This window comes from Streptomyces sp. UF-297 (assembly GCF_058245575.1).
Genome location: NZ_JBSIBZ010000020.1, coordinates 93,825 through 114,233, shown reverse-complemented (window position 1 = coordinate 114,233; position 20,409 = coordinate 93,825). Strand labels below are relative to the sequence as shown.

Below are 20,409 nucleotides of genomic sequence, written 5' to 3'. Positions count from 1 at the left end.
GGGCCAGCGCACTGTACGGGGACGGTGTGGCGCAAGAGTGCCGCAGCGACCGGGCACGCCGGGCCGCGATGCCGCCCGTACGTCCGGACCCGAGAGCGCAGGCAGGGCCCGATGCTCCTTTCCGCGGTGCGGGGCTTGTTTCTCCAGTGAGGGGAGTTTTTAGCGTGGGGGTGCGCGGGCGGCCTGCCTTGGACGGGTGGGCCTGTGTGGTCCGTGACCGATACGTGTGAGGAGAGAGCCGTGACTGCTTTTGTTTTGGTGTCGGGTGCGTTTACGGGCGGCTGGGTGTGGGACCGGGTGGCGGACGGGCTGCGGGAGGCGGGCGCCGAGGTGCGTCCGGTGACCCTGCCGGGTGTCGCGAAGCCGGGTGCGGAGGTGGATCTGGAGGCGCACATCGAGGAGTTGGTGGGGGTGATCGATGGGGTGGATGCGTCCCAGGTGGTGTTGGTGGGGCACGGGTACGGAGTGTTCCCGGTGGTGGGGGCCGCGGATCGGCGGGCGGAGCGGGTCGCGAATCTGGTGTGTGTGGACACGGGGCTGCCGCAGGATGGTGATGCGGCGCTGGGGCTCGTACAGGATCCGGCGGTGCGGGAGCGGCTGGTGGAGGGGGCCGTCCGGACGGGCGGGGGCGTGGCACCGCCGGGGGCGGGGGAGTGGGCGCAGTGGGGCAGCACCGAGGGCGTACCCGCCGAGGTGCTGGAGGAGCTGGTGCAGCGGGCGGTGCCGCAGCCGCTGGGTACGCTGACGGGGGCGCTGAAGCTGACGGGAGCGGCCGCGGGGCTGCCCACCACCGGGGTGCTGTGCACCGCCAATGGGTCGAGTATCGCGCTGGTGGAGTCGCTGGTGGGGCTGGGCGATCCGCGGCTGACGGTGCTGGCCCGTCCCGAGGTGGGGTTCTTCGAGCTGGCGACGGGGCACTGGCCGATGCTGTCGGCGCCCGAGGAACTGGTGGAGGTGCTGTTGGGGGCGGCGTCCGGTGAGGGGCGGCGGCTGACGGACCCTGACCAGGCGCCGACCGCGAACCGCCGGCCGTTCGTGCTGGACGTACCCGAGGTGGCCCGTGAGCGGGTGGGGCAGATGGATCTGTACGTGCCCGAGGGGCAGGGCGAGGGGCCGTTTCCTGCGGTGGTGATCGTGCACGGCGGGCCGGTGCCGGAGGGGGCGGAGCCCACCCCGCGCGACTGGCCGGGGTATGTCGGCTACGGGCGGTACGCGGCGAGTATGGGTGCGGTGGGGGTGACGGTGGATCACCGGCTGTACTCGCTGGGGGACTACGCGCGCGCCGCGGAGGACGTGGAGCGAGCGGTGGAGCTGGTGCGGGCGGATCCGCGGGTGGACGGGGAGCGGGTGGCGCTGTGGTTCTTCTCCGGCGGCGGACTGCTGTCGGCGGACTGGCTGGCGGCGCCGGCGCCGTGGCTGCGGTGTGTGGCGGCTACGTATCCGATTCTGGCGCCGCTGCCGAACTGGGGGCTGTCCGGCTTCCGGTTCCAGCCGGCGCAGGCGGTGCGGTTGGCGGGGCAGCTGCCCGTAGTGCTGACGCGAGTGGGGCGGGAGATGCCGCAGATCGCGGCGACGGTGGAGGAGTTCCTGGCGGCGGCGGGGGAGTGCGGGGCGGCGGTGGAGGTGGTGGATGTGCCCGGCGGACAGCACGGGTTCGACACCCTGGACCACACCGAGGAGTCGCGGGAGGCGGTGCAGCGGGCGATGCGGTCGGTGGTGGGGCATCTGCGGGGCTGAGGCGCTGAGCGGAGCGCTCCGCTGAGGGACGTCGGCAAGGCCGCTCAGTTATCGAACGCCGTCGTCCCGCCGCCGACTCGGGCCGTGGTCTCCGGCCGCGGTCTCCGGCCAACACTCCTGATCTTGGCGCACTTTGCGCCAAGATCAGAAGTGGCCGCCTCTTTGGTGATGCGGTGGGGAAGGCAGACCCCCATGTCCGATGTCTGCCCTGATGACGCTGTCACTGCCGCCTCGCGCACGGCCGCTGCGCCCCACGCGTCCGTCGCCCCTGCCCAGCCCCCTCCGTACCGGTGGCGCTGGGCGGCGCTGCTGGTCCTGCTCGCCGGTGAGGCGATGGACATGCTCGACGCCCTGTTGGCCGGTGTCGCGGCGCCGTCCATCCGCGCCGAACTGGGCGGCGACGCCAGCGTGATGCAGTGGCTCGGCGCCTCGTACGCGCTGGCCATGGCGGTCGGCCTGATCACCGGCGGACGGCTGGGGGATGTCGCGGGACGGCGGCGGATGTTCCTGGTCGGCGCGGCCGGCTTCACGGCCGCTTCGCTGCTGTGCGCACTCGCCTTCTCGCCCGGGGTGCTGATCGCCGGGCGGGGGCTGCAGGGCCTGTTCGGCGCGGTGATGATCCCGCAGGGGCTGGGCCTGATCAAGGAGATGTTCGGCGCGCGGGAGGTGGGCCGGGCGCTGGCGATGTTCGGCCCGGTGATGGGGCTGTCCTACGTGGGCGGACCGGTGCTGGCGGGCTGGCTGGTGGACGCGGATCTGTTCGGGGCCGGATGGCGCATGGTGTTCCTGGTCAACCTGCCGCTCGGGCTGCTCGCGCTGCTCGGCGGCCGGCGCTTTCTGCCCGCATCGGGCCACACGACACCGGCCCGGCTCGATCTCGTGGGGGTCCTGCTCGCCTCCCTCGCCTGTCTGTCCCTGGTCTTCCCCCTCGTGCAGGGCCGTGAACTGGGCTGGCCCCGATGGGCGTTCGCGCTGATGGCGGCCGGGGCCGCGCTGTTCGCGCTGTTCGGCTGGTACGAGGTACGCAAGTCCAGGAGCGGCGGCGACCCGCTGGTGCTGCCGGGGCTGTTCCGCAAGCGAGCCTTTGCGGGCGGTCTGGCGACCGGGGCCCTGTTGTTCGCCGCGGTGGCCGGCTTCTCTCTGGTGCTGAGCCTGTACCTGCAGTCCGGGCTGGGGTATTCGCCGCTCGACGCGGGCCTGGCGATGCTGCCCTGGTCCGCCGGAACCGTCCTCGGCACGGTCCTCGTCCAGCTGCTGGAGCGGACCGTGGCCATCGGCCGGTACGGCCGCCGGCTGGTCCAGGCCGGGGTCGTGGTCATGGCGCTGGGCGTCGGCGGGTACGTCCTCGCCCTGCACCTGGCCGGTACGCGGATGACGGCAGGGCACGGCGCCTGGGCGCTGGTGGCCATCGGCACGGGGATGGGGCTGGTGATGGGCCCGTACTTCCGGACGGTCCTGGAAGCGATGGAGCCCCACGAGACGGGTTCGGCCGCGGGTGTGCTCACCGCCGTGCAGCAGTTCGGCAGCGCGCTGGGGGTCGCGGTCCTGGGCACGGTGTTCTTCTCGGCGCGCGCGTGCGCGCAGGGCTGCGCACCGGGCGGAGGGACCTGGGGCGGGGCAGCGGCCACCGGGGCCATGGAGAGCACACTCTGGGCCGCTGCCGCGATGCTCGCGTTGACGTTCCTGGCCGGTTTTCTGCTCCCCGGGCCCGGTCGGCCGCAGCGGGGCTGATCGTACGGCCCGCCGGGGCGCCGGTGGCGCAAGGGCCGCGTGCCAAGTCGTCTTGATCTGCATGTTCTGCGTGGCGCCGACTGCCGTGGCCGCAGTGCTGATCTTGACATCGGGCACGCGGAACGTTCAGTGTCGGCAGCCGAACACCCCGTAATTGCAGGACTGTTGATGATAAATCCCTCAACTAACGCTTTAGCAGGATCTTTACGCAGTGAGGGTTACCGAGAAGGAGAAGCCATGGCTTCTGTCGCGTCGACCGACGAGGGCGGACGCTCACCGCTGCCGGATGCCACGGCACCGGACACCCCCATACCGGTGCCCGCCGCCGATCCGGGCACCCCTGGCCCGCCCTGCGCCTACGCCGCCCTGCGGGCCGAACGTCCGGTCGTCAAAGCGCAGTTGCCCAACGGCGAAACCGGCTGGCTGCTCAGCCGCTACGAGGACGTACGCGCCGCCTTCGCCGACCCCCGGCTCATCCGGCCGCTGCTCTCCGCCTGGCCGCCGCGCGAGGGGGAGGACGCGCCCCCGCCGTGCCTGCCCACGTTCCTGGAGATGACCGGCGCCCACCACGAGCGTGTGCGCCGTACCGTACTGCCGCTCTTCGGCCGCAAGCGCCTGGAGTTCATGATCCCCCGCATCCGCACGATCACCGGGGAACTCATCGACGCCATGGTGGCCGCGGGCCCCACCGCGGACCTCATCCCCTCCCTCGTCGAACCGCTCCCGCTCAGAGTGCTGTGCGAAACCGTCGGACTGCCCTACGAGGACCGCGAGCGCTACCTGCCGCACACCCTCACCCTGCTCAGCGCCGCCGGCCTGACCATGGAGGAAGTGCTCACGGCGCTCTATGCCCTCCAGGACTACGCGGACGAACTGATCACCCGCAAGGAAAAGGAAGGCGAGGCGCCGCGCGAGGGCGGTCACGGCGGCGCCGCCCGCGAACGGGACTACATCGGCGTACTGCTCGCCGAGAGCCGCCGTCCGGGCAGCGAGCTGACCCGCGACGACGTCGTCAGCTTCGTCGTCACCATGCTCATGGCGGGCTACAAGACCAATGTGCAGCACACCGCCAACGCCCTGCTGGTGCTGCTCACCCACCCCGACCAGCTGGGCGCGCTGCGCGACGCCCCCGAGCGCATGGACGCCGCGGTGGACGAACTGCTGCGGTACGTCCCCCTGATGAACGCCATCAACATCCTCGTCGCCGAAGAGGACCTCACGCTGCACGGGCAGCACATCCGGGCCGGCGATGCGGTCGTACCGGTGGTCGCCTCGGCCAACCGGGACCCCGCAGCGTTCACCGACCCCGACACCCTCGACCTCACGCGGACCCCCAACGCGCACGTCGCCTTCGGGCACGGTCCGCACGCGTGCACCGGAGCCCAGCTGACCCGGCTCCAACTGGGCGTTGCCCTGCGGGTGCTGCTGGAGCGGCTCCCCGGTCTCGAACTTGCCGAACCGGCCCAGACCCTGCCCTGGGACGAGACCACGCCGCTGCGCGCCCCCGCCCGGCTGCCGGTCCGCTGGTAACCGGCACCTCCTGCCGCCATCGCACGCTTCCCCTCCCGTACGAGAAAGGCCCGGCCCCGTGTCGTCAGGCTCCCCGTCCCCCGCGCCCTCCGAATCCGCCGCAGCTCCTGGCTCCTGCCCCTTCTCTGCGGCATCCGAAGCGCCCGAGTCCGCCGCGCCTACCACGCCCTCGGGCGGCCAACAGGCCCTGCCGCACTACCCCTTCAGCGACCGTGGCGACCGGCTCGCCCCTGAGCTGCTCGACCTGCAGAGCCGCTGCCCGGTGGCCAGGGTCAGCACCAATTCGGGCGGGGAGGCCTGGCTGGTCACCAGCTACCGACTGGCCCAGCACGTGCTGCGGGACCGCAAGTACGCCCGATCCGACCTCGGAATCCCCAACCGGCCCATTCAGGACGCCCCGATCCTGGCCCCCGAGCTGCTGGACGCCATGAACCACCTCCAGCGCGCCGGGCTGCGCGACGAGTTCCTCAAAGCGCTCAGCCGCAACCAGCCCGACCTCCCCGCCGACTGGGTCGCCCAGATCACCCGCGAAGGCCTGGACGCCATGGTCGCGGAGGGACAGCCGGGCGACCTGGAGCGGCACTTCGCCGAGTGGGTCGCCGCCCGGTGCGTCTTCCGGCTGCTCGGGCTGCCCATGGAGGACTTCCGCTGGCTGGCCGACCGCTCCGCCCTCGACCTGACCATGAAGACGCCCACCGACGAGGAGCTCGCCCACAACTGGGAAGAGCTGCGCCTCTACATGCACAAGCACACCACCGAACGTCCCGCCGAGCCCCGTGGCCTGCTGGACCGCCTCGCCGACCTCAATGACCTCAACGACCCCCAACAGGGCCTGGACGAGCGACAGTTCTCCAACATCGCGGCCATGCTCTTCGTCACCTCCTACGAGGACTTCGCCAGCTTCCTGGGCACCGCGGCCGTCCACCTCCTCATGCGCCCCGACGTGATGCACGAGGTCCATGCGCATCCGGAGCGGATGTCCCGGTGCGTCGAGGAACTGCTGCGCTGCAGTGTGGTGCTGGGCAACGCCATTCCGCGCTTCGTCACCGAGGACGCCACCCTGGGTGACGTCGCCGTCAAGGAGGGCGACCTGATCCTGCTCTCCCTGGACGCGGTCAACTACGACCCGGACGCCTTCAGCGAACCCGGCTCCTTCGACCTGACCCGCGCCCCCAACCCCCATCTGCGCTTCGGCTACGGGCGCCACCACTGCCCGGGCGCACACCTGGTACGCCGCCAGTCCGAGACCGCCTTCACCACCCTGCTGGAGCACCTGCCCGGCCTGCGGCTGGCCGTTCCGGCGCAGGAGATCGCGTGGTGCCCCAACCGGATGGCCATCATTCCGGAGCGCGTTCCCGTTCTGTGGTGAACCGCGGTGGCGCCGTCGCGGACAGAGATTCCGCCGCGCTCCCCGCCCCCGGTTCGCGTTCGCTGTAGTTGACCGCGCCCACAAGTACGGAGCGGGCCCCGGCACCCTCCCGGGGCCCGCTTCGCGCGCACGGCCAGGTGAATTCCCTTCGTATCTGCCACCTATCATGCGTATTTCCTGCCGTATCTGACGGGAATCCGATGTGGCACCCGTGGCCCCACGGGGCACCGGAGGCCCATCGGCCGCCACCCGGCACCAACACCTCGGGGGAGCAGTGCTGCGACAACTGGAATACCTGGTCGCGCTCGCCCGCGAGCGGCACTTCGCCCGTGCCGCCGCCGCGTGCTTCGTGTCCCAGCCCTCACTGTCCGCCGGGATACGCAAGCTGGAGGCCGAGCTCGGCGTCCCCCTCGTCCGGCGGGGCAGCCGCTATCAGGGCCTGACGCCCGAAGGCGAGCATGTCCTCGCCTGGGCGCACCGCATGCTCTCCGAGCGCGACGCACTGAGTCAGGAACTGGCCGCGCTGAGCGGCGAGTTGACCGGAACCCTGCGCCTCGGCGCCATCCCCACCGCGCTCACCGTCGCCTCACTGCTCACCACCCCGTTCTGCGCCCGCCACCCGGCCGCGAAGGCGAACCTGGAATCGCTGTCCTCGCGCGACATCACCCGCCGCCTCGCCGACCTGGACATCGACGCGGCGCTGACGTACATGGACGACGACACCCTGCGGGACGTCCGCCGCCTTCCACTGTACGAGGAGCGCTACGTGCTGCTCACCCCGGTCGACGGGCCGCACGCCACGGACGGCGAAGTGGGCTGGGCACAGGCCGCGGCGCTCCCCTTGTGCCTGCTCTCGCCGCGCATGCGCAACCGCCGCATCCTGGACGACAGTTTCGCCGCCGAGGGCGCCAGGGCGCAGCCCGCCGTCGAGTCCGACACCGTCGCAGGCCTCTACGCCCACCTGGCGTCCGGCCCATGGTCCAGCGTCGTCTCGCACGCCTGGCTGCACATGTTCGGCATCCCCGCCGGCAAGCGCGCCGTACGACTGACCGGCCCTGCCCGCGGCCCGCGCGTCGGCCTCGTGGCCGCCGCACGGCAACCCGAATCACCCATGGTGCGGGCCCTGTTGGCCGTCGCGCGCGAGGCGGGGGTACGTGAGGCCCTGGACGCGCTGCTCCGCCGCCACCTGGGCTCATAGCCGATGCCTCGCACCGTATAGAAGAGTTCGCTTTGACCCCTCGGGGGCCGGGCCCGCAGCGTGGAGCACATACCGCGCATCCCGCCTCATCAGAGCGAGGAGTCCCACCATGGCCAAGGTCCTGTGCGTGCTCTACGACGACCCCGGCGACGGCTACCCGGCCACCTACGCCCGCGACGAACTGCCCCGCATCGAGCGCTACCCCGACGGCCAGTCGGCGCCCACGCCCCTGGGCAGCGACGTCACCCCCGGACACCTGCTGGGCAGCGTCTCCGGCGAACTCGGCCTGCGCGCCTTCCTGGAGAGCCGCGGCCACACCCTGGTGGTCACCTCCGACAAGGACCGCGACGGCTCCGTCTTCGACCGCGAACTGCCCGACGCGGACGTCGTGATCTCCCAGCCGTTCTGGCCCGCGTACCTCACCGCGGACCGCATCGCCGCGGCCAAGAACCTCAAGCTCGCCATCACCGCGGGCATCGGCTCCGACCACGTCGACCTGGACGCCGCCATCGCCCACGGCGTGACCGTCGCCGAAGTCACGTACAGCAACAGCATCAGCGTCGCCGAACACGTCGTGATGATGACGCTCTCGCTGGTCCGCAACTACCTCCCCGCCCACCAGGTGGCCGTGTCCGGCGGCTGGAACATCGCCGACTGCGTGGCGCGCTCCTACGACCTGGAGGGCATGCACGTCGGCACGGTCGCCGCAGGGCGCATCGGCCTCGCCGTACTCCGCCGCCTGGCCCCCTTCGACGTACGGCTGCACTACACCGACCGGCACCGGCTCCCGGCTGCCCTGGAAGACGAACTCGGCCTGGTCTTCCACGAGTCGGCCGCCGACATGGTCCCGCACTGCGACGTCGTCACCATCAACGCGCCGCTGCACCCTGAGACCGAGCACCTCTTCGACGCCGGCCTGCTCGCCACCATGAAGCGCGGCGCCTACCTCATCAACACCGCCCGCGCGAGGATCGTCGACCAGGACGCCGTCCGGCACGCACTGGAAAGCGGCCAACTGGCCGGATACGCGGGAGATGTCTGGTACCCGCAGCCCGCCCCCGCCGACCACCCCTGGCGCACCATGCCGCACAACGGGATGACCCCGCACATCTCCGGATCCACCCTCTCCGCACAGGCCCGCTACGCCGCCGGCACCCGCGAAATCCTCGAGTCCTGGCTGAACGGGACCCCCATCCGCGACGAGTACCTGATCGTCTCCGGCGGCGCCCTGGCCGGAACCGGCGCCCACTCGTACGCGGTGGCCCGCACGGCCACCGACGGCTGAGACGCACCTACGTCACGACGGGGGCCGCACCGCTGCGTCGACGGCGCGGCCACCCGCTGCGGTGGCGCGCCGCCGCGATGGAGTGTCAGGTCGAGTGTCAGGTCACCCCCGGCGAGCTGCCGACGCACCTCGATTTGCCGCTCGGACGTCAACCACCGTCAGGACCCTCGACATCATCATGGCCACCACTTCCCGCCAAATCTCCCGCCTCTTGCGGAGAGTTGACGTCACCGGGACCGCTCGGACTCCGCTGCCGGGCTGCCGGTGGCTCCCGAGGGTTGGCTGCGCGCGGCCTCGTCCTGGATGAGCAGGGACAGCAAGGAGGCCACGGTCAGCCCGGCTTCGGCCGGGTGGCGCAGCACCTTGCTGGGGTCGATCCGGTAGGTGTTGCTGCGCCCGGCCCGGATGTGGGAGAGGTAACCGTCCTGCTCCAGATCAGAGATGATCTTCTGGACGGCGCGCTCGGTGAGCCGGCAGTGCGCGGCGATGTCACGGATGCGGGCGTTGTGGTCATCGGCGATAGTGGCCAGCACACGGGCATGGTTCGTCAGGAACGTCCATCCCGTATGCGGCTCCGGCACTCCTCCCATGTCCCAAGGGTACGGCCGGGAGTTCGTGTGTACAAAAACATGCACAGCCTTTCGTGTATTGGTTGACGTGTTTCTCATCTGGGGTGAGCCTGGAGTCAGGAAACGGGGGAGCGTCGGCCGGAGAGAGGCGGTCATGCCGGAACCTGCATACGTTGCGCCCTGGGGTGCCGTAGGCACCGCGAGCCGGGACCAGGGTGTCCCCATGCCGACAGCGCAGTCGCGCGAACGGCTGTCACTTGACGTCCGCTCCGACGGCGACCGGGCGATCGTGACGGTGTCCGGGGAACTCGACCTTGGTACCAGTCGGCAGTTCCAGCAGGCCCTGCGGAACGCCCTCGACCGCGCGGTCAGCGGTATCGACCTGGACCTGGGCGGTGTCGACTTCTGCGACTGCTCCGCCCTCAACATCCTGCTCAGTCTGCGCAGTTGGGCCCTGGAGCGTTCGATGACAGTTGACCTCAGCGCCACCAGCGACGCGGTCGAGCGACTGCTGAGGCTGAGCGGCATGCGCCCCCTGTTCGCCTGCCCGGGCCCGGACGAGGCGCCCACCGACGACGTCACGCAGGAACTGCGCGACGAACTCGTCCAACTACGACGGGCCATGAGGACCCGCCCGGTCATCGACCTCGCCCGCGGCATCCTGATGGCGTCATTCGCCCTGAGCGCCGAAGGAGCCTGGAGGGCACTGGTGGCGACCTCACAGAACAGCAACACCAAACTCCACTACCTCGCCCGCGACCTGGTCGGCACGGTCAAAGGCGACCCGCTGCCCCCAGCTCTGCAAGAGCAACTGGCGGCGGCGGTGGCCCGGGTGGGAGCAGAATCGGAGGTCCGCCCGCTGAAGTCACCTCTGCGCAAGGGGTAGGGGGCGTAGGGGGTACTGCTCTTGGCCTTATAACTGCCCTGCCCTGCCCGCAGGGCTAACGGTGATCTCGGGCAGTGCACCGCGCTTCGGGGAGGTGGTCACGCGCACCTCGCCGTACCTGGCGTGATGCGCTGCGTCGCGCTGCGCCGGGTCAGGCTGCGCCGCGTCGCGCTGCGCATCCGCTGGTACGCCGGCCTCGCGCCGGGTGCAGGGGCCCGTACGCAGGGCCGCGTTCCGGAAGCCCTGGAAACGCCGGCCCGGGCACGGACACGGGCACGGATACGGATACGGCCCGGCCTCTGCCGCCGGACGGGCAAAGGACTGCCAACGCCCGCGCAGGGAACGCAAGGCCCGGGGGCCCGGGCCCGGCCGGGCCGATCCCGCCGCAACAGGAAGCCGCCCGGGGAGACCGCCTGGGGCGGCTGCCCGGGTCGGCTGCGGCCGTGGCCGGGAATCCCCGGCGTCCACGCCGCGGAGCGCGTCAGCTCAGCCCCGCCCGCCCGGCTCCCCGTGCACCGCTCCGGCCCGCAGCCGGTAGAGCACGTTCGGGCGCAGCGGCCCCTCGGGCGCGCTGGGGTCCTCGAAATCATCGGCGGGATCCCGGGTCATCCCGATCCGCCGCATCACCGCCTGCGAGCGCAGGTTGGTGGCGGTGGTGATGGCAAGGATCTGGTCCAGCCCCAGCGTGCCGAAGCCGAACTCCACACTGGCCCGCGCGGCTTCGGTGGCATAGCCGTGCCCCCAGGCGCTGCGGGCCAGCCGCCAGCCGATCTCCACCCCGGTGAACGGCAGCCCCTCCTCCACCGCGTCCAGCCCGGCGAAGCCGATGAACTCACCGCTCTCCTGCACTTCAACGGCCCACCACCCATACCCCCGCCGCTCGAACTCCTCCTGGAAACACGCCACCGACGCATCGCTCTGCTCCCGCGTCATCACATCCCCCAGATGTCGGCGGACCTCGGGATCGGCATTCATCGCCGCCCACGGCCCCAGATCGGAGTCCTGCCAGCGGCGCAGCAGCAGACGGTCGGTACGCAGTTCAGTCATGCGCCCACCCAACGCGAGCACGATCTTCCCGTCCAGCCGATTTCCCCGGACCCCACCCGCCGCCCCGCACGGTGCCCCTGCTACCAGTTCTGCACCGGCCTGGACCACTGCCGCCTCGGGCCGTGCGTGCTGCCCGTACGGTCCCGCGCTGGCCGTGCCCTGCCCGCGCTCCAGCGTCCGCCCCGCCCAGCGCTCCCACCGCTGCCCTGCACCGGCCCGAACAGCTTCCGGGCCACCGTCCACCTCCGGCCGGTGCGGCCTGCATCCAGCAGCCCCCACGGCCTCGGCTTCCGTACACCCCGCGCCCCATCCGTCCCCGGGACTTGACGAGGACCGCGGCGTTCCGCTTGACCGTCCTGCCCGGACGTTTGCTGTCACCCATGGCAACTCCGCTCTGCCCCGGACCGATTCAGCCTCCCGCCCGGGGCAGATCCCCCACCTCTTCGGCCGGGCCTTCAACGTCGGCGACTTCGCCGCGGTGGGCCGCCTCTTCGAACCGGGAGTCGTCCTCCGTCACCCGCCCGGGCGCGGCGGTGACGGAGGACGATCGGCGCGTGGCGCACAAGAAGTTCCTGGCCCTGGGCGTGCCCATCGACCTCACGCGGTGACACACCTACATCCGGGGTGACGTCGCCCTGTTGATTGGCGACCACCTCCTGGAGGGCCCCGGCCCCGACGGCGACCGGGTGCATATCCAGGGCTCGGCCACCGACGTCGCCCGCCGTGGCCCGGACGGCTATCGGCGCTACGCCATCGACAACCCCTAACCCCTCCGGCACCAGCCACTGGCCCACTCCTGACCCCACCACCGTCCCCCACCTGCCCGTTACCGCACCACCCGCCCCGACTCCCACGTCACGTCTGCCCCGGGCGCCGACGGAACGGGACAACCGTGCCCTACCAGGCCCCCGACACCCCCGACACCCCCGACGCCTCCTGGCACACCCCACGGCCCCGGTGTGCCCGAAGGGGCCGGGGCACCGGTGACATCCAACGCCCCCGGTGCCTGCGATGAGCTGTCGCCAGACGCATGCGCAAGCCCCCGCGCCGGAATCGCGCGGGGGCCCGTCTACGGAACGCCCTGAGGTGTGCTCGCGCGGCACCATCCGCCGCGCAAGGGCCGGAGCACGCACGCACGATCGCTGCGCTGCCGGGCCCGGCCGGGTACGCCCCGTATGCGGTCGGCCCCGCCGCGCGAGCGCACGCACCAGACGCCGCGCGCCCCGCCCGCGGAGGGCGGGCCCCCCAGGGCTACGGACCCGCCTCAGCGGCTCCTTCCTCAGGCTGTCGGCCTCGCCTAAGCGGGGGAGACGCCGGTGAGGGCACCCCGGCGCCGTACGTTCGCATTCACCAGACGATGCGCGCCGATCCGGCCGGGCTCAGCCCCCGGCCCGTACGGCTACGGCGTGGTGAACAGCCACCACTGCGGCGTGCCGTTCTGCGCACAGAAGAAGGACTGCCACTGCCCGGCCTGCTGCCCCTGGTTGCCTGCGACCCAGCAGACTTCGTAGCTGGCGTACGGCCCGTACACCGCGGCCGCTCCCGCCGGCCCGGCTACCTGTACGCCGGTACGCTCCTGGGCCGCGGCGCCGGCCGCCCCCGTCACCGCGAGCCCGGCAACGGCCAGCGCCACCACCGCAACAGCCCGAAGAAACCGCATCCACATACGCATCCGAAATCCCCCTTGACTTCCCTCACCCGCACGGAATCCCGCTGGATTCCTGCCCTCGAGTATCGAAGCCCCCCACCGGGCCAGCCATCCCCAGAACTGGGGATTGCCGCCACCTCCCTGACACCTCGTCACCGACCCCGCAACCCCCTGCGAACCACCCCCTCCCGGCCCCGCCCCGTACGGCAAACGCCCACGCCCCACCGCACTGTCGACGGGGCCGCACCACCGCGACCCCGCCCACCGCGCACCGCAGCCACCGCCCTGCTCCCAACACACCGCGGCCCCCGTACCCTGCGGCCCCTACGCCCCGCAGTTCCGCGGTCCGTGGCCCCGATCGGCCACCCGCCACCGCCACGCCCCCCCGGAACAACTTCGCCCCCACTGCCCCCACCGACCCCGCCACCCACCTCCGCCCCTGCCGACCACCAGCCAACCCCCAGACAACGCCAAGCCCTCCGCGGCAGCCCTGTCCATCCCGCCGCCAACTCCCAGCACCTGCCAGCACGTTGACGCCCTCCAGCCCCGGCCGATAGTGCCCGCCCCCACCCCCTCCGCAGGGCCGACGCCCGCACACCCCCGCCCAGCAAGCCGCACCCATCCCGCCCGTCAACCAAGGGTTGACGACCCCTCAATCGTCAACCTACGGTTGACGTATGACGAATCCTCTCCGCATGACCACCCCGGTCCGCCTGGACGACCTCATCGAAGCCATCAAGAAGGGCCATGCCGACGCCCTTCAGCAGCTCACCGACGCCGTCCTGGCCGCCGAGCACCTGGGGGACGTCGCCGACCATCTCATCGGCCACTTCGTCGACCAGGCCCGCCGCTCCGGCGCCTCGTGGACCGACATCGGCAAGAGCATGGGCGTCACCAAGCAGGCCGCCCAGAAGCGCTTCGTGGCCAAGAAGTCCGGCGAACCCTCCGACCTCGATCCCGGCCAGGGCTTCAGCCGCTTCACCGAACGCGCCCGCAACGCCGTCATGGCCTCCCAGAACGAGGCCCGGGCGGCCGGCAACGACGAGATCGGCCCCGTCCACCTGGTCCTGGGGCTGCTGGCCGACCCCGAGGCGATGGCCGCCCAGGCCATCACCGCACAAAAGGTCCTCCTCGACAGCGTCCGCCAGGCGGCCACCGCCGCCCTGCCCCCGGCCGCCGCCGGCCCCGTCCCCGACCTCATCCCCTACGACGCCCCGGCCCGCAAGGCCCTCGAACTCGCCTTCCGCCAAGCCCTGCGCCTGGGCCACCACTACGTCGGCACCGAACACCTCCTGCTGGCCCTCCTCGACCTCGAGGACGGCACCGGCCCCCTCGCCGCCGCAGGCCTGACCAAGGCCCCCACCGAATCCGCCATCACCCAGACCCTGGCCGCCCTGGCCGCCGCCCCGGACCACCCCTGACCCGCCTGCCCCACAGCCGGACCCGCACGCCACCCCGGGCCGGTGGGGCAAAGCCCCCACCGCCCCACCCCACATCGCGGCACCCGCAGCCGTCGCCGGGCACGCAACGCGATGAGCGCAACAGAGCACCCGCGCATGCAATGCCAGATCCCTTCGCGGGCGAGGATGGCCCACAGCATCAGTACGACCGGCCGCCCGACCCCGTAAAAGAGCCTTCCTACTGTTCGGCACCGAACACGTCCAGCGCTACCGCGAAACCGACAGCGCCGAGGGCCACGACCGGCAGGGCGCCACCGCCCTGATCATCACCACTACCGGCCGCAAGAGCGGCCAGCAGCGCAGCACCCCACTCATCTACCAATCCTACGGCGGCGCCCTCCTGCTCGTGGTCTCCAACGGCGGCTCCGACACCCCACCCGCCCGGTACCTCAACCTCCAGGCCCACCCGAGACCCAGGTCCAGGTCAAGGCCGACCGCTTCACCGTCCGTGCCCGCACCGCCACCCCCGCCGAAAAGCCCGCCATGCGGCGCACCATGACCGCCGCCTGGCCCGCCTACGACGACTACCAGCACAAGACCATCCGCGACATCCCCGTCGTCGTCCTGGAACGCACCTGATAGCCCGCCTCGCCGCCGCGCGCGGACGGCCGGATGCGACCGTCCCGTACCCGGCGAACTGCGCACGGACAACAGCGATGTGCCCTCCACTCCACGGAAACGACGGCCGCTGCGCCGCTGCCGGCCCCACAGCGGCGCCCAAGCATGGACCGGGCCGCTGCCCCGTACGCCGGGCCCGGCCCTGGGCCAGCCCGCCCGGACGTTGGTGCGCGACGCCGCTGCCCCGTACGCCGGGCCCGGCCCAGGCCCGTCGGGCACAGACCGGCCACCCACCCACCACACCAACTTTGCGCCACCGACGCACAGCGCAGCCCGGCGCGGCGCACCCATGGCAAACACCCACCCCAGCAGACGCACTGACACCGTCCCAGGCGGAGCCGACGGGCCGACAGCAGCAAACAGCCGCCCCCGACCGCCGCTCTGCCCGCCACCTCGCGGTTGCCCTCACCCGGGCCCGGCGACGGCACCGCCCGGCTCAGCGGTCGACCACCCAGCCCGCATCGCAGGGCGGGGCGCCCACGGCGACGATGTGCCCGACGATCCTGAACGCCTCCTGCACGGGCACGGTGTCCGCATCCGGGTACGCGTCATGCTGCCCGTTGGCCAGGACGAAGCCGTCGCTCCAGCCGTCGGCCCCCGGATCCACGGCGTGCCCGCCGGCGTCGTCGTCCCCCTCCGGCAACATCACCATCGCCCGCTCGCTGTTGGTCACCACGGCCAGCCGCCGCCCCGACGAACTGGTCAGCCACGCCTCCAACTGCCCTGCGGCGATTCTTTCGCCCAGCTGCTCCAGCACCGCATCCGGCGACATCGCCTCCGTACCGTCACCGAAGGCCCAGGAATCGATCATGCAGATGACCCTCTCACGCCCGGATCCGGGCGACGGACGCCGGCTTCCTGCCGCTCAGGCGCAGTCCGGCTCGTCCGGAACCGGCAGGCCGACGGCACCGACTACGATGCGGACCGCGCAACCAGGAACGAACAACGACATGCGCCGTACCAGCAGGACACCGGCCCTACGCATTCCTGCAATCAGTGCATAGCAATAACAGGGGAGGGAGGCCAACATGGATCTGACTGACCGCATTTCCAGTCTCCCCGGTGCCGCGCCGCTCGACGGCCTTGCTCATGCGTGGCACTGGTCACCAAACCCCCGGTTCAATTTCTTCGCAGCACTGACCGAAGACGGCGAGCACCTGTTCCAGGTGAACGTGATGGACCACTGCGACCCGGACCTGGTACGCGCACTACTTGAGTTCGCACGCCAGCACACCGCCGAGGCAACCGCCCCTGGGCGCAGTCTGGTGCCCATCGAAGGGTTCACCCACCCCGGGCAGCCTTTCGACACCGTCGCGGTCGCTCCTCCCGGCGTGCATGGATACCTGGCCAAGGGATTCCCGGACCTCCATGCCGCGTCCTATGCCGTCATTCCCGGCTACCGCTGCGAGTTCTCAGGAACCGAAACGCAAGAAGAGGCTCAGGAAAGACTCCGAACGATGCTGCGGCCCACCAAACTCGACCGCACCCCCGTGCCTTTCCTCAAAATGCGCTACGACAACACCAGGACGAAGAGCCGCAGCACAGGACCGGACCGCGGGTTTGCTACTCTGCCGGTCCTCCTGCAGGAACTGAAACTCCTGCAGGACGCGCCCGGAAGCTTTGTCGAATGGGAAAACCGCCACAAGGACGTCTGGCAGGCCCGATGGGACGGCGGACTCCAACTGCAGAACTACGGCGGAACCAGCCGTCCAATCAGCCTCGGCGAACTTCTCCAATGCGCTGAGAAGACGGTCATGGAGAACACCACCAGTTCCTGACGCCACCACTGGTTTCCTCCCGCCCAACGGTTAGGAGGAAACCGAGGAAACCAGCGGACCGGGCTTTGGCGGTGTGAAGCGAACGGAGCTGCACACCCCAGCCGGTCAGACGGCCGCTAGCTTTCGCCACGGCGGGAAGGGGCGGTCCTGAACAAGTCGGTCGGTACGTGACGTCCGCTCCGCTCCTCCCCGCACCGCCGGGAACGCACCACGCCCCTTGCGGCGCTTGTCAGTGGCGATGGCCATCATGGAGCCATGTCCACCCCGCACCTGACCGCCGGCAGCATCTGGCGGCTCCACCACGGCGACCAAGAAATCGCGTGGCTGACCGTGACCGGCGCCGGCATGCCCTGGATTCACGCCGACGTTGAGACCCTGCCCGGCTTCGCAGCGTTCCGCCCGGTCTTCGCCGCGCAGGAGCAGGCCCTCGACGCAGAGGACTGGGAGCGAGCCGATGCCTGCTACGCCCGGATCCGCAGTGCCCTGACCCTGACGTTCCCCGACGGCAGCCCGGTCGCCGAGTTCATGCTGCACCTCCACGGCGACGGCACCGCCGGCTGGCGCTGGCACGACGAGCCCTTCGACGAGGTGACCCCGTGATGCGCTGGGCTCGCTGCTGGTGGGACGAGGAGGACATTTGGTTCTACTTCGAGCTGGACGCCGAGGGACAGGTGATACGGCAGGTCGAGTTGCGAGAGCCCGGCAGTACGGTCCTGGCCGCCGCCTCGCTGGCCGAATGGCAGGAGGCCCAGCACATCGGCCGACTGGCCGAGTACGAGGAGGTCTACGGGTTGACCGCGGAAGTGCCCATTTCCGAGTGGGAGGGGCACGATCCGCAGTGGCTGTCGGCCGATTCGTTCGAGGAGGTCTGGTCGACTGCCCGTCGGCAGATCAGGGACCGGCAGCGGCAACGCCCTCGCTGAGCCTGCTCACCGCATTCCGTGCGCCGCGTACCCCGGGCACTGCGAGCGTCCCGCACCGCCGCGACCCTTGCCCGGACCTCATGCCACGTTCCGGCGCGGCACGCCGCTGAACCGAACCGGAACCCCAACTGGCTCCCGGTTGAAGGCAAGCACCACAGAGCGAGCACCGGCGGGCGCTCCGCCACGCCGGATCCGCGCGCTTTCCCACCAGCGACCCCGGACAGGACACCCGGGCGACCGGGCACAAGAACGTGAGAGGCGAAGCCGAGCCGGCGAGGCAAGGAGGGGTGGACAGCTCAACTCCTGCTTCTGTAGGTCCCAGAGGACCACGACGGGGGCGGCGTATCGGGGACAGCTCGATGGCCCGACGCTGTCACCCTCATCCTTATCCTCACCCTCGCCCGCTTCGGTGCCCGCCGGACCGACGGCGCCCGGGGCGAAGATGGTACGAGGCCAGGACGCGACCTACACGAAAGGCACATACCCCATGCGCACCGTTTACGTCGTCACACACCCGCAGGCGACGCACCACATCGAGGGAGTCGTCGGCGGATGGTACGACTCGCAGCTCACCCCCGCCGGCCTGCGCGCCGCCGTCTCCATCGCCCACGCCCTGCGAGCCCGCGTCCCGCAGGGCGCCTCGGTGGAACTGTTCTCCTCCGACCTGCAGCGCACCCGGCAGACGGCCCAAGCAGTGGCCGAGGCGTTCGGCGTGCAGCCCGTCCTGGACCGCAGACTCCGTGAGAAGTCCTTCGGGCAGGCGGAGGGCAAGCCGCAGCAGTGGCTGGACCAGCGTTTCATCCCGCCGCCGGCCACCGGGGACCGCAGCGGGCACGATGAAGGCGTGCCCGGCGCCGAGACCAACACGGCACTGGCACAGCGCATTTACGCGGCCATGGACGAGATCCTACAGCGCCCGTGCGAGCACCAGATCATCGTGACGCATGGCTTCGCCCTGACCTTCGTCGTCGCGTCCTGGATCAAAATGCCGATCGACTCACTCGACTACGTCATCTTCCAGGCGCGCTCCGGCAGCATCACCACGCTGCACGAGGACGACTACTACCGCAGCCGCCGGCTCGTCAGCCTCGGCGACACCGCTCACCTCGACCCCGCCCCAGCCGGCTGACCCCCAGCCTCCCCGCTACAACGGCCCACCGCCCCGCCGGCGACAAGCCGCCCCCCGAACCGGCATCACTTCTCGTACGCCTTCCCGGCGCCTCCACCCGCCAGATCGCCCAACGCTGCTGCTGGGAGTGCACGAAGCCATCTCGGACCGCCGCCTGCGCTGGGAAGTTGCGGGGGAGGGGAGCGCCGAGGAACGAGGGTGGCGGGGCGTCTTCCTCGTCCGACAGCGGTGTCCTGTACGCGCCGGGCCCGCCGCTCCCGGGGCAGGCAGCTGAGCCGGGCGATGCCCAGGCCCGAACCCGCCTCCCCGGGCGGGAGACGACGAAGACGCCCGGGCCCGGCGCGACGGCTGGCACAGTGGAAGCACCCAGCAAGCCCCGCTCCACCCGGCGGCAAGGAGGACCATGCCCGCCGACCACGACCCGCCATCGCCCTCCGCCCAGCCGCAGCCGGGTCCCCGTACCGGCATCTTCCAGCCCGCCACGGGAGCCGTCCCGCTGCCCGCCCTGCCGCCGCAAGAACGGGCCGCCCAGCTCGCGACGGCCCTCTCCGGCCTGCGCGAGGCCCGCCGCCTCACCTACTTAGGCGCGGCCGACGCGACGGCCCGCCCCACACCGTGGGAACGGGCCCAGCCCGTCCGTACCATCGCCCTGATCCTGGAAGCAGCCGGCATCCCGCCTTCCCAGATCACCCCGGACGGATCACGAACCACCACCGGCTACTGCGTCACCCCCGGCCAGCAGCCGCACACCGCGCACATCCACTGGCTCGGCCCACCCGGCAGCGGCGCCCAGTACGACGAGCACCCGGCGCTCAAACGCTGCGCCGCAGCTCTGCGCACAATGGGCTGGCAGACACTCGAAGTGACCGGCCCGCGGCGCCGCCGCTACCTGGAGGCCGAACCCGCCCCCTGACGCACCGACAGGGCCGCCCCGCCCTGCGCGCCAGCGCCCCGGCCTCATGCAACGCCGTCCCCTACGACGGGCATCCGCGCGCGTAACGGCCGCTGCCCTGTTCACCATCACCGCCCCGGCAGACGCCGCGCAACGCGCCCGCCCCCGGCCCCTGCCGAACTCCACAGCAAAGGCCCCGTACTCGAACCGAGTACAGGGCCTTTTGCCATGCGGAGCGCCCGGCAGGCCTTGCACCTGCATTTCCCACCGGCTGGCGGGCGTCTTGCCTTGGACCACAGACGCGTGACTCCCGTGTCGTGCACCGGAGTTACGTAGACGATCATACAGGATCCGCAGCATGACTTTCCCCGCTCCGGGCCACTCCGCATTGCGCCGGATAGCTCCCGGGCGGGAATCGCCACTGCCCCACGGCCGGCGCCCCGTTACCGCAGCCGCCCTGCTGGCGGCCCCGGAAACCCGCCCGTGTGGACGATCACGCAATTCCCCTCGGGCAGACGTTCCCGCCACCGGGACCGGGTGATGGAGGGCGTCATGGCCACCGAGCCGGTCTACCTGGAGGGACGACGCAGCTATGACGACGCCCTGGCC

18 protein-coding genes and 1 pseudogene are annotated in these 20,409 nt (G+C 71.4%); 15 read left to right on the top strand and 4 right to left on the bottom strand.

The genetic code is table 11. The features are described 5' to 3' along the window. The first annotated feature begins 240 nt into the window (after nucleotides 1–240). From AC4IJH_RS14790 to AC4IJH_RS14765, 6 genes are all read left to right on the top strand, one after another. Entirely contained in the window at nucleotides 241–1,737 is a 1,497-nt protein-coding gene (locus AC4IJH_RS14790) for an alpha/beta hydrolase (RefSeq protein ID WP_490852127.1), read from the top strand. A 192-nt stretch (nucleotides 1,738–1,929) separates the two neighbouring features. Then, complete coding sequence (locus AC4IJH_RS14785) at nucleotides 1,930–3,468, top strand: MFS transporter (protein WP_490852126.1); 1,539 nt, start codon at nucleotides 1,930–1,932, stop codon at nucleotides 3,466–3,468. Nucleotides 3,469–3,705: 237 nt separating this feature from the next. Continuing rightward, nucleotides 3,706–4,998 carry a cytochrome P450 family protein gene (locus AC4IJH_RS14780; protein ID WP_490852125.1) on the top strand — a complete coding sequence of 431 codons (1,293 nt, stop codon included), beginning with the start codon at nucleotides 3,706–3,708 and terminating at the stop codon, nucleotides 4,996–4,998. Nucleotides 4,999–5,056: 58 nt separating this feature from the next. Next, on the top strand, nucleotides 5,057–6,367 hold the full coding sequence (locus tag AC4IJH_RS14775; RefSeq protein WP_490852124.1) for a cytochrome P450: 1,311 nt from the start codon (nucleotides 5,057–5,059) through the stop codon (nucleotides 6,365–6,367). A 274-nt stretch (nucleotides 6,368–6,641) separates the two neighbouring features. Next, nucleotides 6,642–7,565 carry a LysR family transcriptional regulator gene (locus AC4IJH_RS14770; protein ID WP_490852123.1) on the top strand — a complete coding sequence of 308 codons (924 nt, stop codon included), beginning with the start codon at nucleotides 6,642–6,644 and terminating at the stop codon, nucleotides 7,563–7,565. Nucleotides 7,566–7,674: 109 nt separating this feature from the next. After that, nucleotides 7,675–8,850, top strand: coding sequence for an NAD-dependent formate dehydrogenase (locus AC4IJH_RS14765; protein WP_490852122.1), 1,176 nt, complete (start codon nucleotides 7,675–7,677; stop codon nucleotides 8,848–8,850). Between the two features lie 227 nt (nucleotides 8,851–9,077). On the opposite strand, the gene AC4IJH_RS14760 is transcribed toward AC4IJH_RS14765, so the two are convergent. After that, nucleotides 9,078–9,440 carry a helix-turn-helix transcriptional regulator gene (locus AC4IJH_RS14760; protein ID WP_490852121.1) on the bottom strand — a complete coding sequence of 121 codons (363 nt, stop codon included), beginning with the start codon at nucleotides 9,438–9,440 and terminating at the stop codon, nucleotides 9,078–9,080. 202 nt (nucleotides 9,441–9,642) lie between these two features. Here AC4IJH_RS14760 and AC4IJH_RS14755 point away from each other — a divergent pair, with 202 nt between their 5' ends. After that, nucleotides 9,643–10,305: an anti-sigma factor antagonist gene (locus tag AC4IJH_RS14755; RefSeq protein ID WP_490852120.1), complete on the top strand. Its 663-nt coding sequence runs from the start codon at nucleotides 9,643–9,645 to the stop codon at nucleotides 10,303–10,305. A 486-nt stretch (nucleotides 10,306–10,791) separates the two neighbouring features. On the opposite strand, the gene AC4IJH_RS14750 is transcribed toward AC4IJH_RS14755, so the two are convergent. Further along, the gene (locus AC4IJH_RS14750; protein ID WP_490852119.1) at nucleotides 10,792–11,352 is read right to left on the bottom strand and encodes a GNAT family N-acetyltransferase; all 561 of its coding nucleotides are present in this window, start codon (nucleotides 11,350–11,352) and stop codon (nucleotides 10,792–10,794) included. A 638-nt stretch (nucleotides 11,353–11,990) separates the two neighbouring features. On the opposite strand from AC4IJH_RS14750, the gene AC4IJH_RS14745 reads away from it, so the two are divergent. Further along, the gene (locus AC4IJH_RS14745; protein WP_490852118.1) at nucleotides 11,991–12,119 is read left to right on the top strand and encodes a hypothetical protein; all 129 of its coding nucleotides are present in this window, start codon (nucleotides 11,991–11,993) and stop codon (nucleotides 12,117–12,119) included. A gap of 632 nt (nucleotides 12,120–12,751) precedes the next feature. Here the strand turns inward: AC4IJH_RS14745 and AC4IJH_RS14740 are convergent. After that, entirely contained in the window at nucleotides 12,752–13,012 is a 261-nt protein-coding gene (locus tag AC4IJH_RS14740; RefSeq protein ID WP_490852117.1) for a hypothetical protein, read from the bottom strand. A 665-nt stretch (nucleotides 13,013–13,677) separates the two neighbouring features. Between AC4IJH_RS14740 and AC4IJH_RS14735 the strand changes: the two genes are divergently transcribed. Both AC4IJH_RS14735 and AC4IJH_RS14730 read left to right on the top strand, forming a co-directional pair. Continuing rightward, on the top strand, nucleotides 13,678–14,421 hold the full coding sequence (locus AC4IJH_RS14735; RefSeq protein ID WP_490852116.1) for a Clp protease N-terminal domain-containing protein: 744 nt from the start codon (nucleotides 13,678–13,680) through the stop codon (nucleotides 14,419–14,421). 220 nt (nucleotides 14,422–14,641) lie between these two features. After that, nucleotides 14,642–15,039: pseudogene (locus tag AC4IJH_RS14730) on the top strand (nitroreductase/quinone reductase family protein). Nucleotides 15,040–15,514: 475 nt separating this feature from the next. Here the strand turns inward: AC4IJH_RS14730 and AC4IJH_RS14725 are convergent. Further along, on the bottom strand, nucleotides 15,515–15,889 hold the full coding sequence (locus AC4IJH_RS14725) for a hypothetical protein (protein ID WP_490852115.1): 375 nt from the start codon (nucleotides 15,887–15,889) through the stop codon (nucleotides 15,515–15,517). Nucleotides 15,890–16,106: 217 nt separating this feature from the next. On the opposite strand from AC4IJH_RS14725, the gene AC4IJH_RS14720 reads away from it, so the two are divergent. From AC4IJH_RS14720 to AC4IJH_RS14700, 5 genes are all read left to right on the top strand, one after another. Then, complete coding sequence (locus tag AC4IJH_RS14720) at nucleotides 16,107–16,856, top strand: hypothetical protein (protein ID WP_490852114.1); 750 nt, start codon at nucleotides 16,107–16,109, stop codon at nucleotides 16,854–16,856. Between the two features lie 255 nt (nucleotides 16,857–17,111). Then, nucleotides 17,112–17,456: a hypothetical protein gene (locus tag AC4IJH_RS14715; protein ID WP_490852113.1), complete on the top strand. Its 345-nt coding sequence runs from the start codon at nucleotides 17,112–17,114 to the stop codon at nucleotides 17,454–17,456. Continuing rightward, on the top strand, nucleotides 17,456–17,779 hold the full coding sequence (locus tag AC4IJH_RS14710; protein WP_490852112.1) for a hypothetical protein: 324 nt from the start codon (nucleotides 17,456–17,458) through the stop codon (nucleotides 17,777–17,779). The genes AC4IJH_RS14715 and AC4IJH_RS14710 overlap by 1 nt, the downstream gene beginning before the upstream one ends. A gap of 487 nt (nucleotides 17,780–18,266) precedes the next feature. Next, the gene (locus AC4IJH_RS14705) at nucleotides 18,267–18,908 is read left to right on the top strand and encodes a histidine phosphatase family protein (RefSeq protein WP_490852111.1); all 642 of its coding nucleotides are present in this window, start codon (nucleotides 18,267–18,269) and stop codon (nucleotides 18,906–18,908) included. 403 nt (nucleotides 18,909–19,311) lie between these two features. Beyond that, nucleotides 19,312–19,821 carry a hypothetical protein gene (locus tag AC4IJH_RS14700; protein ID WP_490852110.1) on the top strand — a complete coding sequence of 170 codons (510 nt, stop codon included), beginning with the start codon at nucleotides 19,312–19,314 and terminating at the stop codon, nucleotides 19,819–19,821. Nucleotides 19,822–20,409 lie beyond the last annotated feature (588 nt).

Coding starts and splice junctions, on each gene's coding strand:
- AC4IJH_RS14740 (WP_490852117.1), bottom strand. CDS start 13,012: ATGCGGTTTCTTCGGGCTGTTGCGGTGGTGGCGCTGGCCGTTGCCGGG.
- AC4IJH_RS14700 (WP_490852110.1), top strand. CDS start 19,312: ATGCCCGCCGACCACGACCCGCCATCGCCCTCCGCCCAGCCGCAGCCG.
- AC4IJH_RS14720 (WP_490852114.1), top strand. CDS start 16,107: ATGGATCTGACTGACCGCATTTCCAGTCTCCCCGGTGCCGCGCCGCTC.
- AC4IJH_RS14750 (WP_490852119.1), bottom strand. CDS start 11,352: ATGACTGAACTGCGTACCGACCGTCTGCTGCTGCGCCGCTGGCAGGAC.
- AC4IJH_RS14705 (WP_490852111.1), top strand. CDS start 18,267: ATGCGCACCGTTTACGTCGTCACACACCCGCAGGCGACGCACCACATC.
- AC4IJH_RS14760 (WP_490852121.1), bottom strand. CDS start 9,440: ATGGGAGGAGTGCCGGAGCCGCATACGGGATGGACGTTCCTGACGAAC.
- AC4IJH_RS14765 (WP_490852122.1), top strand. CDS start 7,675: ATGGCCAAGGTCCTGTGCGTGCTCTACGACGACCCCGGCGACGGCTAC.
- AC4IJH_RS14725 (WP_490852115.1), bottom strand. CDS start 15,889: ATGATCGATTCCTGGGCCTTCGGTGACGGTACGGAGGCGATGTCGCCG.
- AC4IJH_RS14715 (WP_490852113.1), top strand. CDS start 17,112: ATGTCCACCCCGCACCTGACCGCCGGCAGCATCTGGCGGCTCCACCAC.
- AC4IJH_RS14780 (WP_490852125.1), top strand. CDS start 3,706: ATGGCTTCTGTCGCGTCGACCGACGAGGGCGGACGCTCACCGCTGCCG.
- AC4IJH_RS14710 (WP_490852112.1), top strand. CDS start 17,456: ATGCGCTGGGCTCGCTGCTGGTGGGACGAGGAGGACATTTGGTTCTAC.
- AC4IJH_RS14755 (WP_490852120.1), top strand. CDS start 9,643: ATGCCGACAGCGCAGTCGCGCGAACGGCTGTCACTTGACGTCCGCTCC.
- AC4IJH_RS14785 (WP_490852126.1), top strand. CDS start 1,930: ATGTCCGATGTCTGCCCTGATGACGCTGTCACTGCCGCCTCGCGCACG.
- AC4IJH_RS14735 (WP_490852116.1), top strand. CDS start 13,678: ATGACGAATCCTCTCCGCATGACCACCCCGGTCCGCCTGGACGACCTC.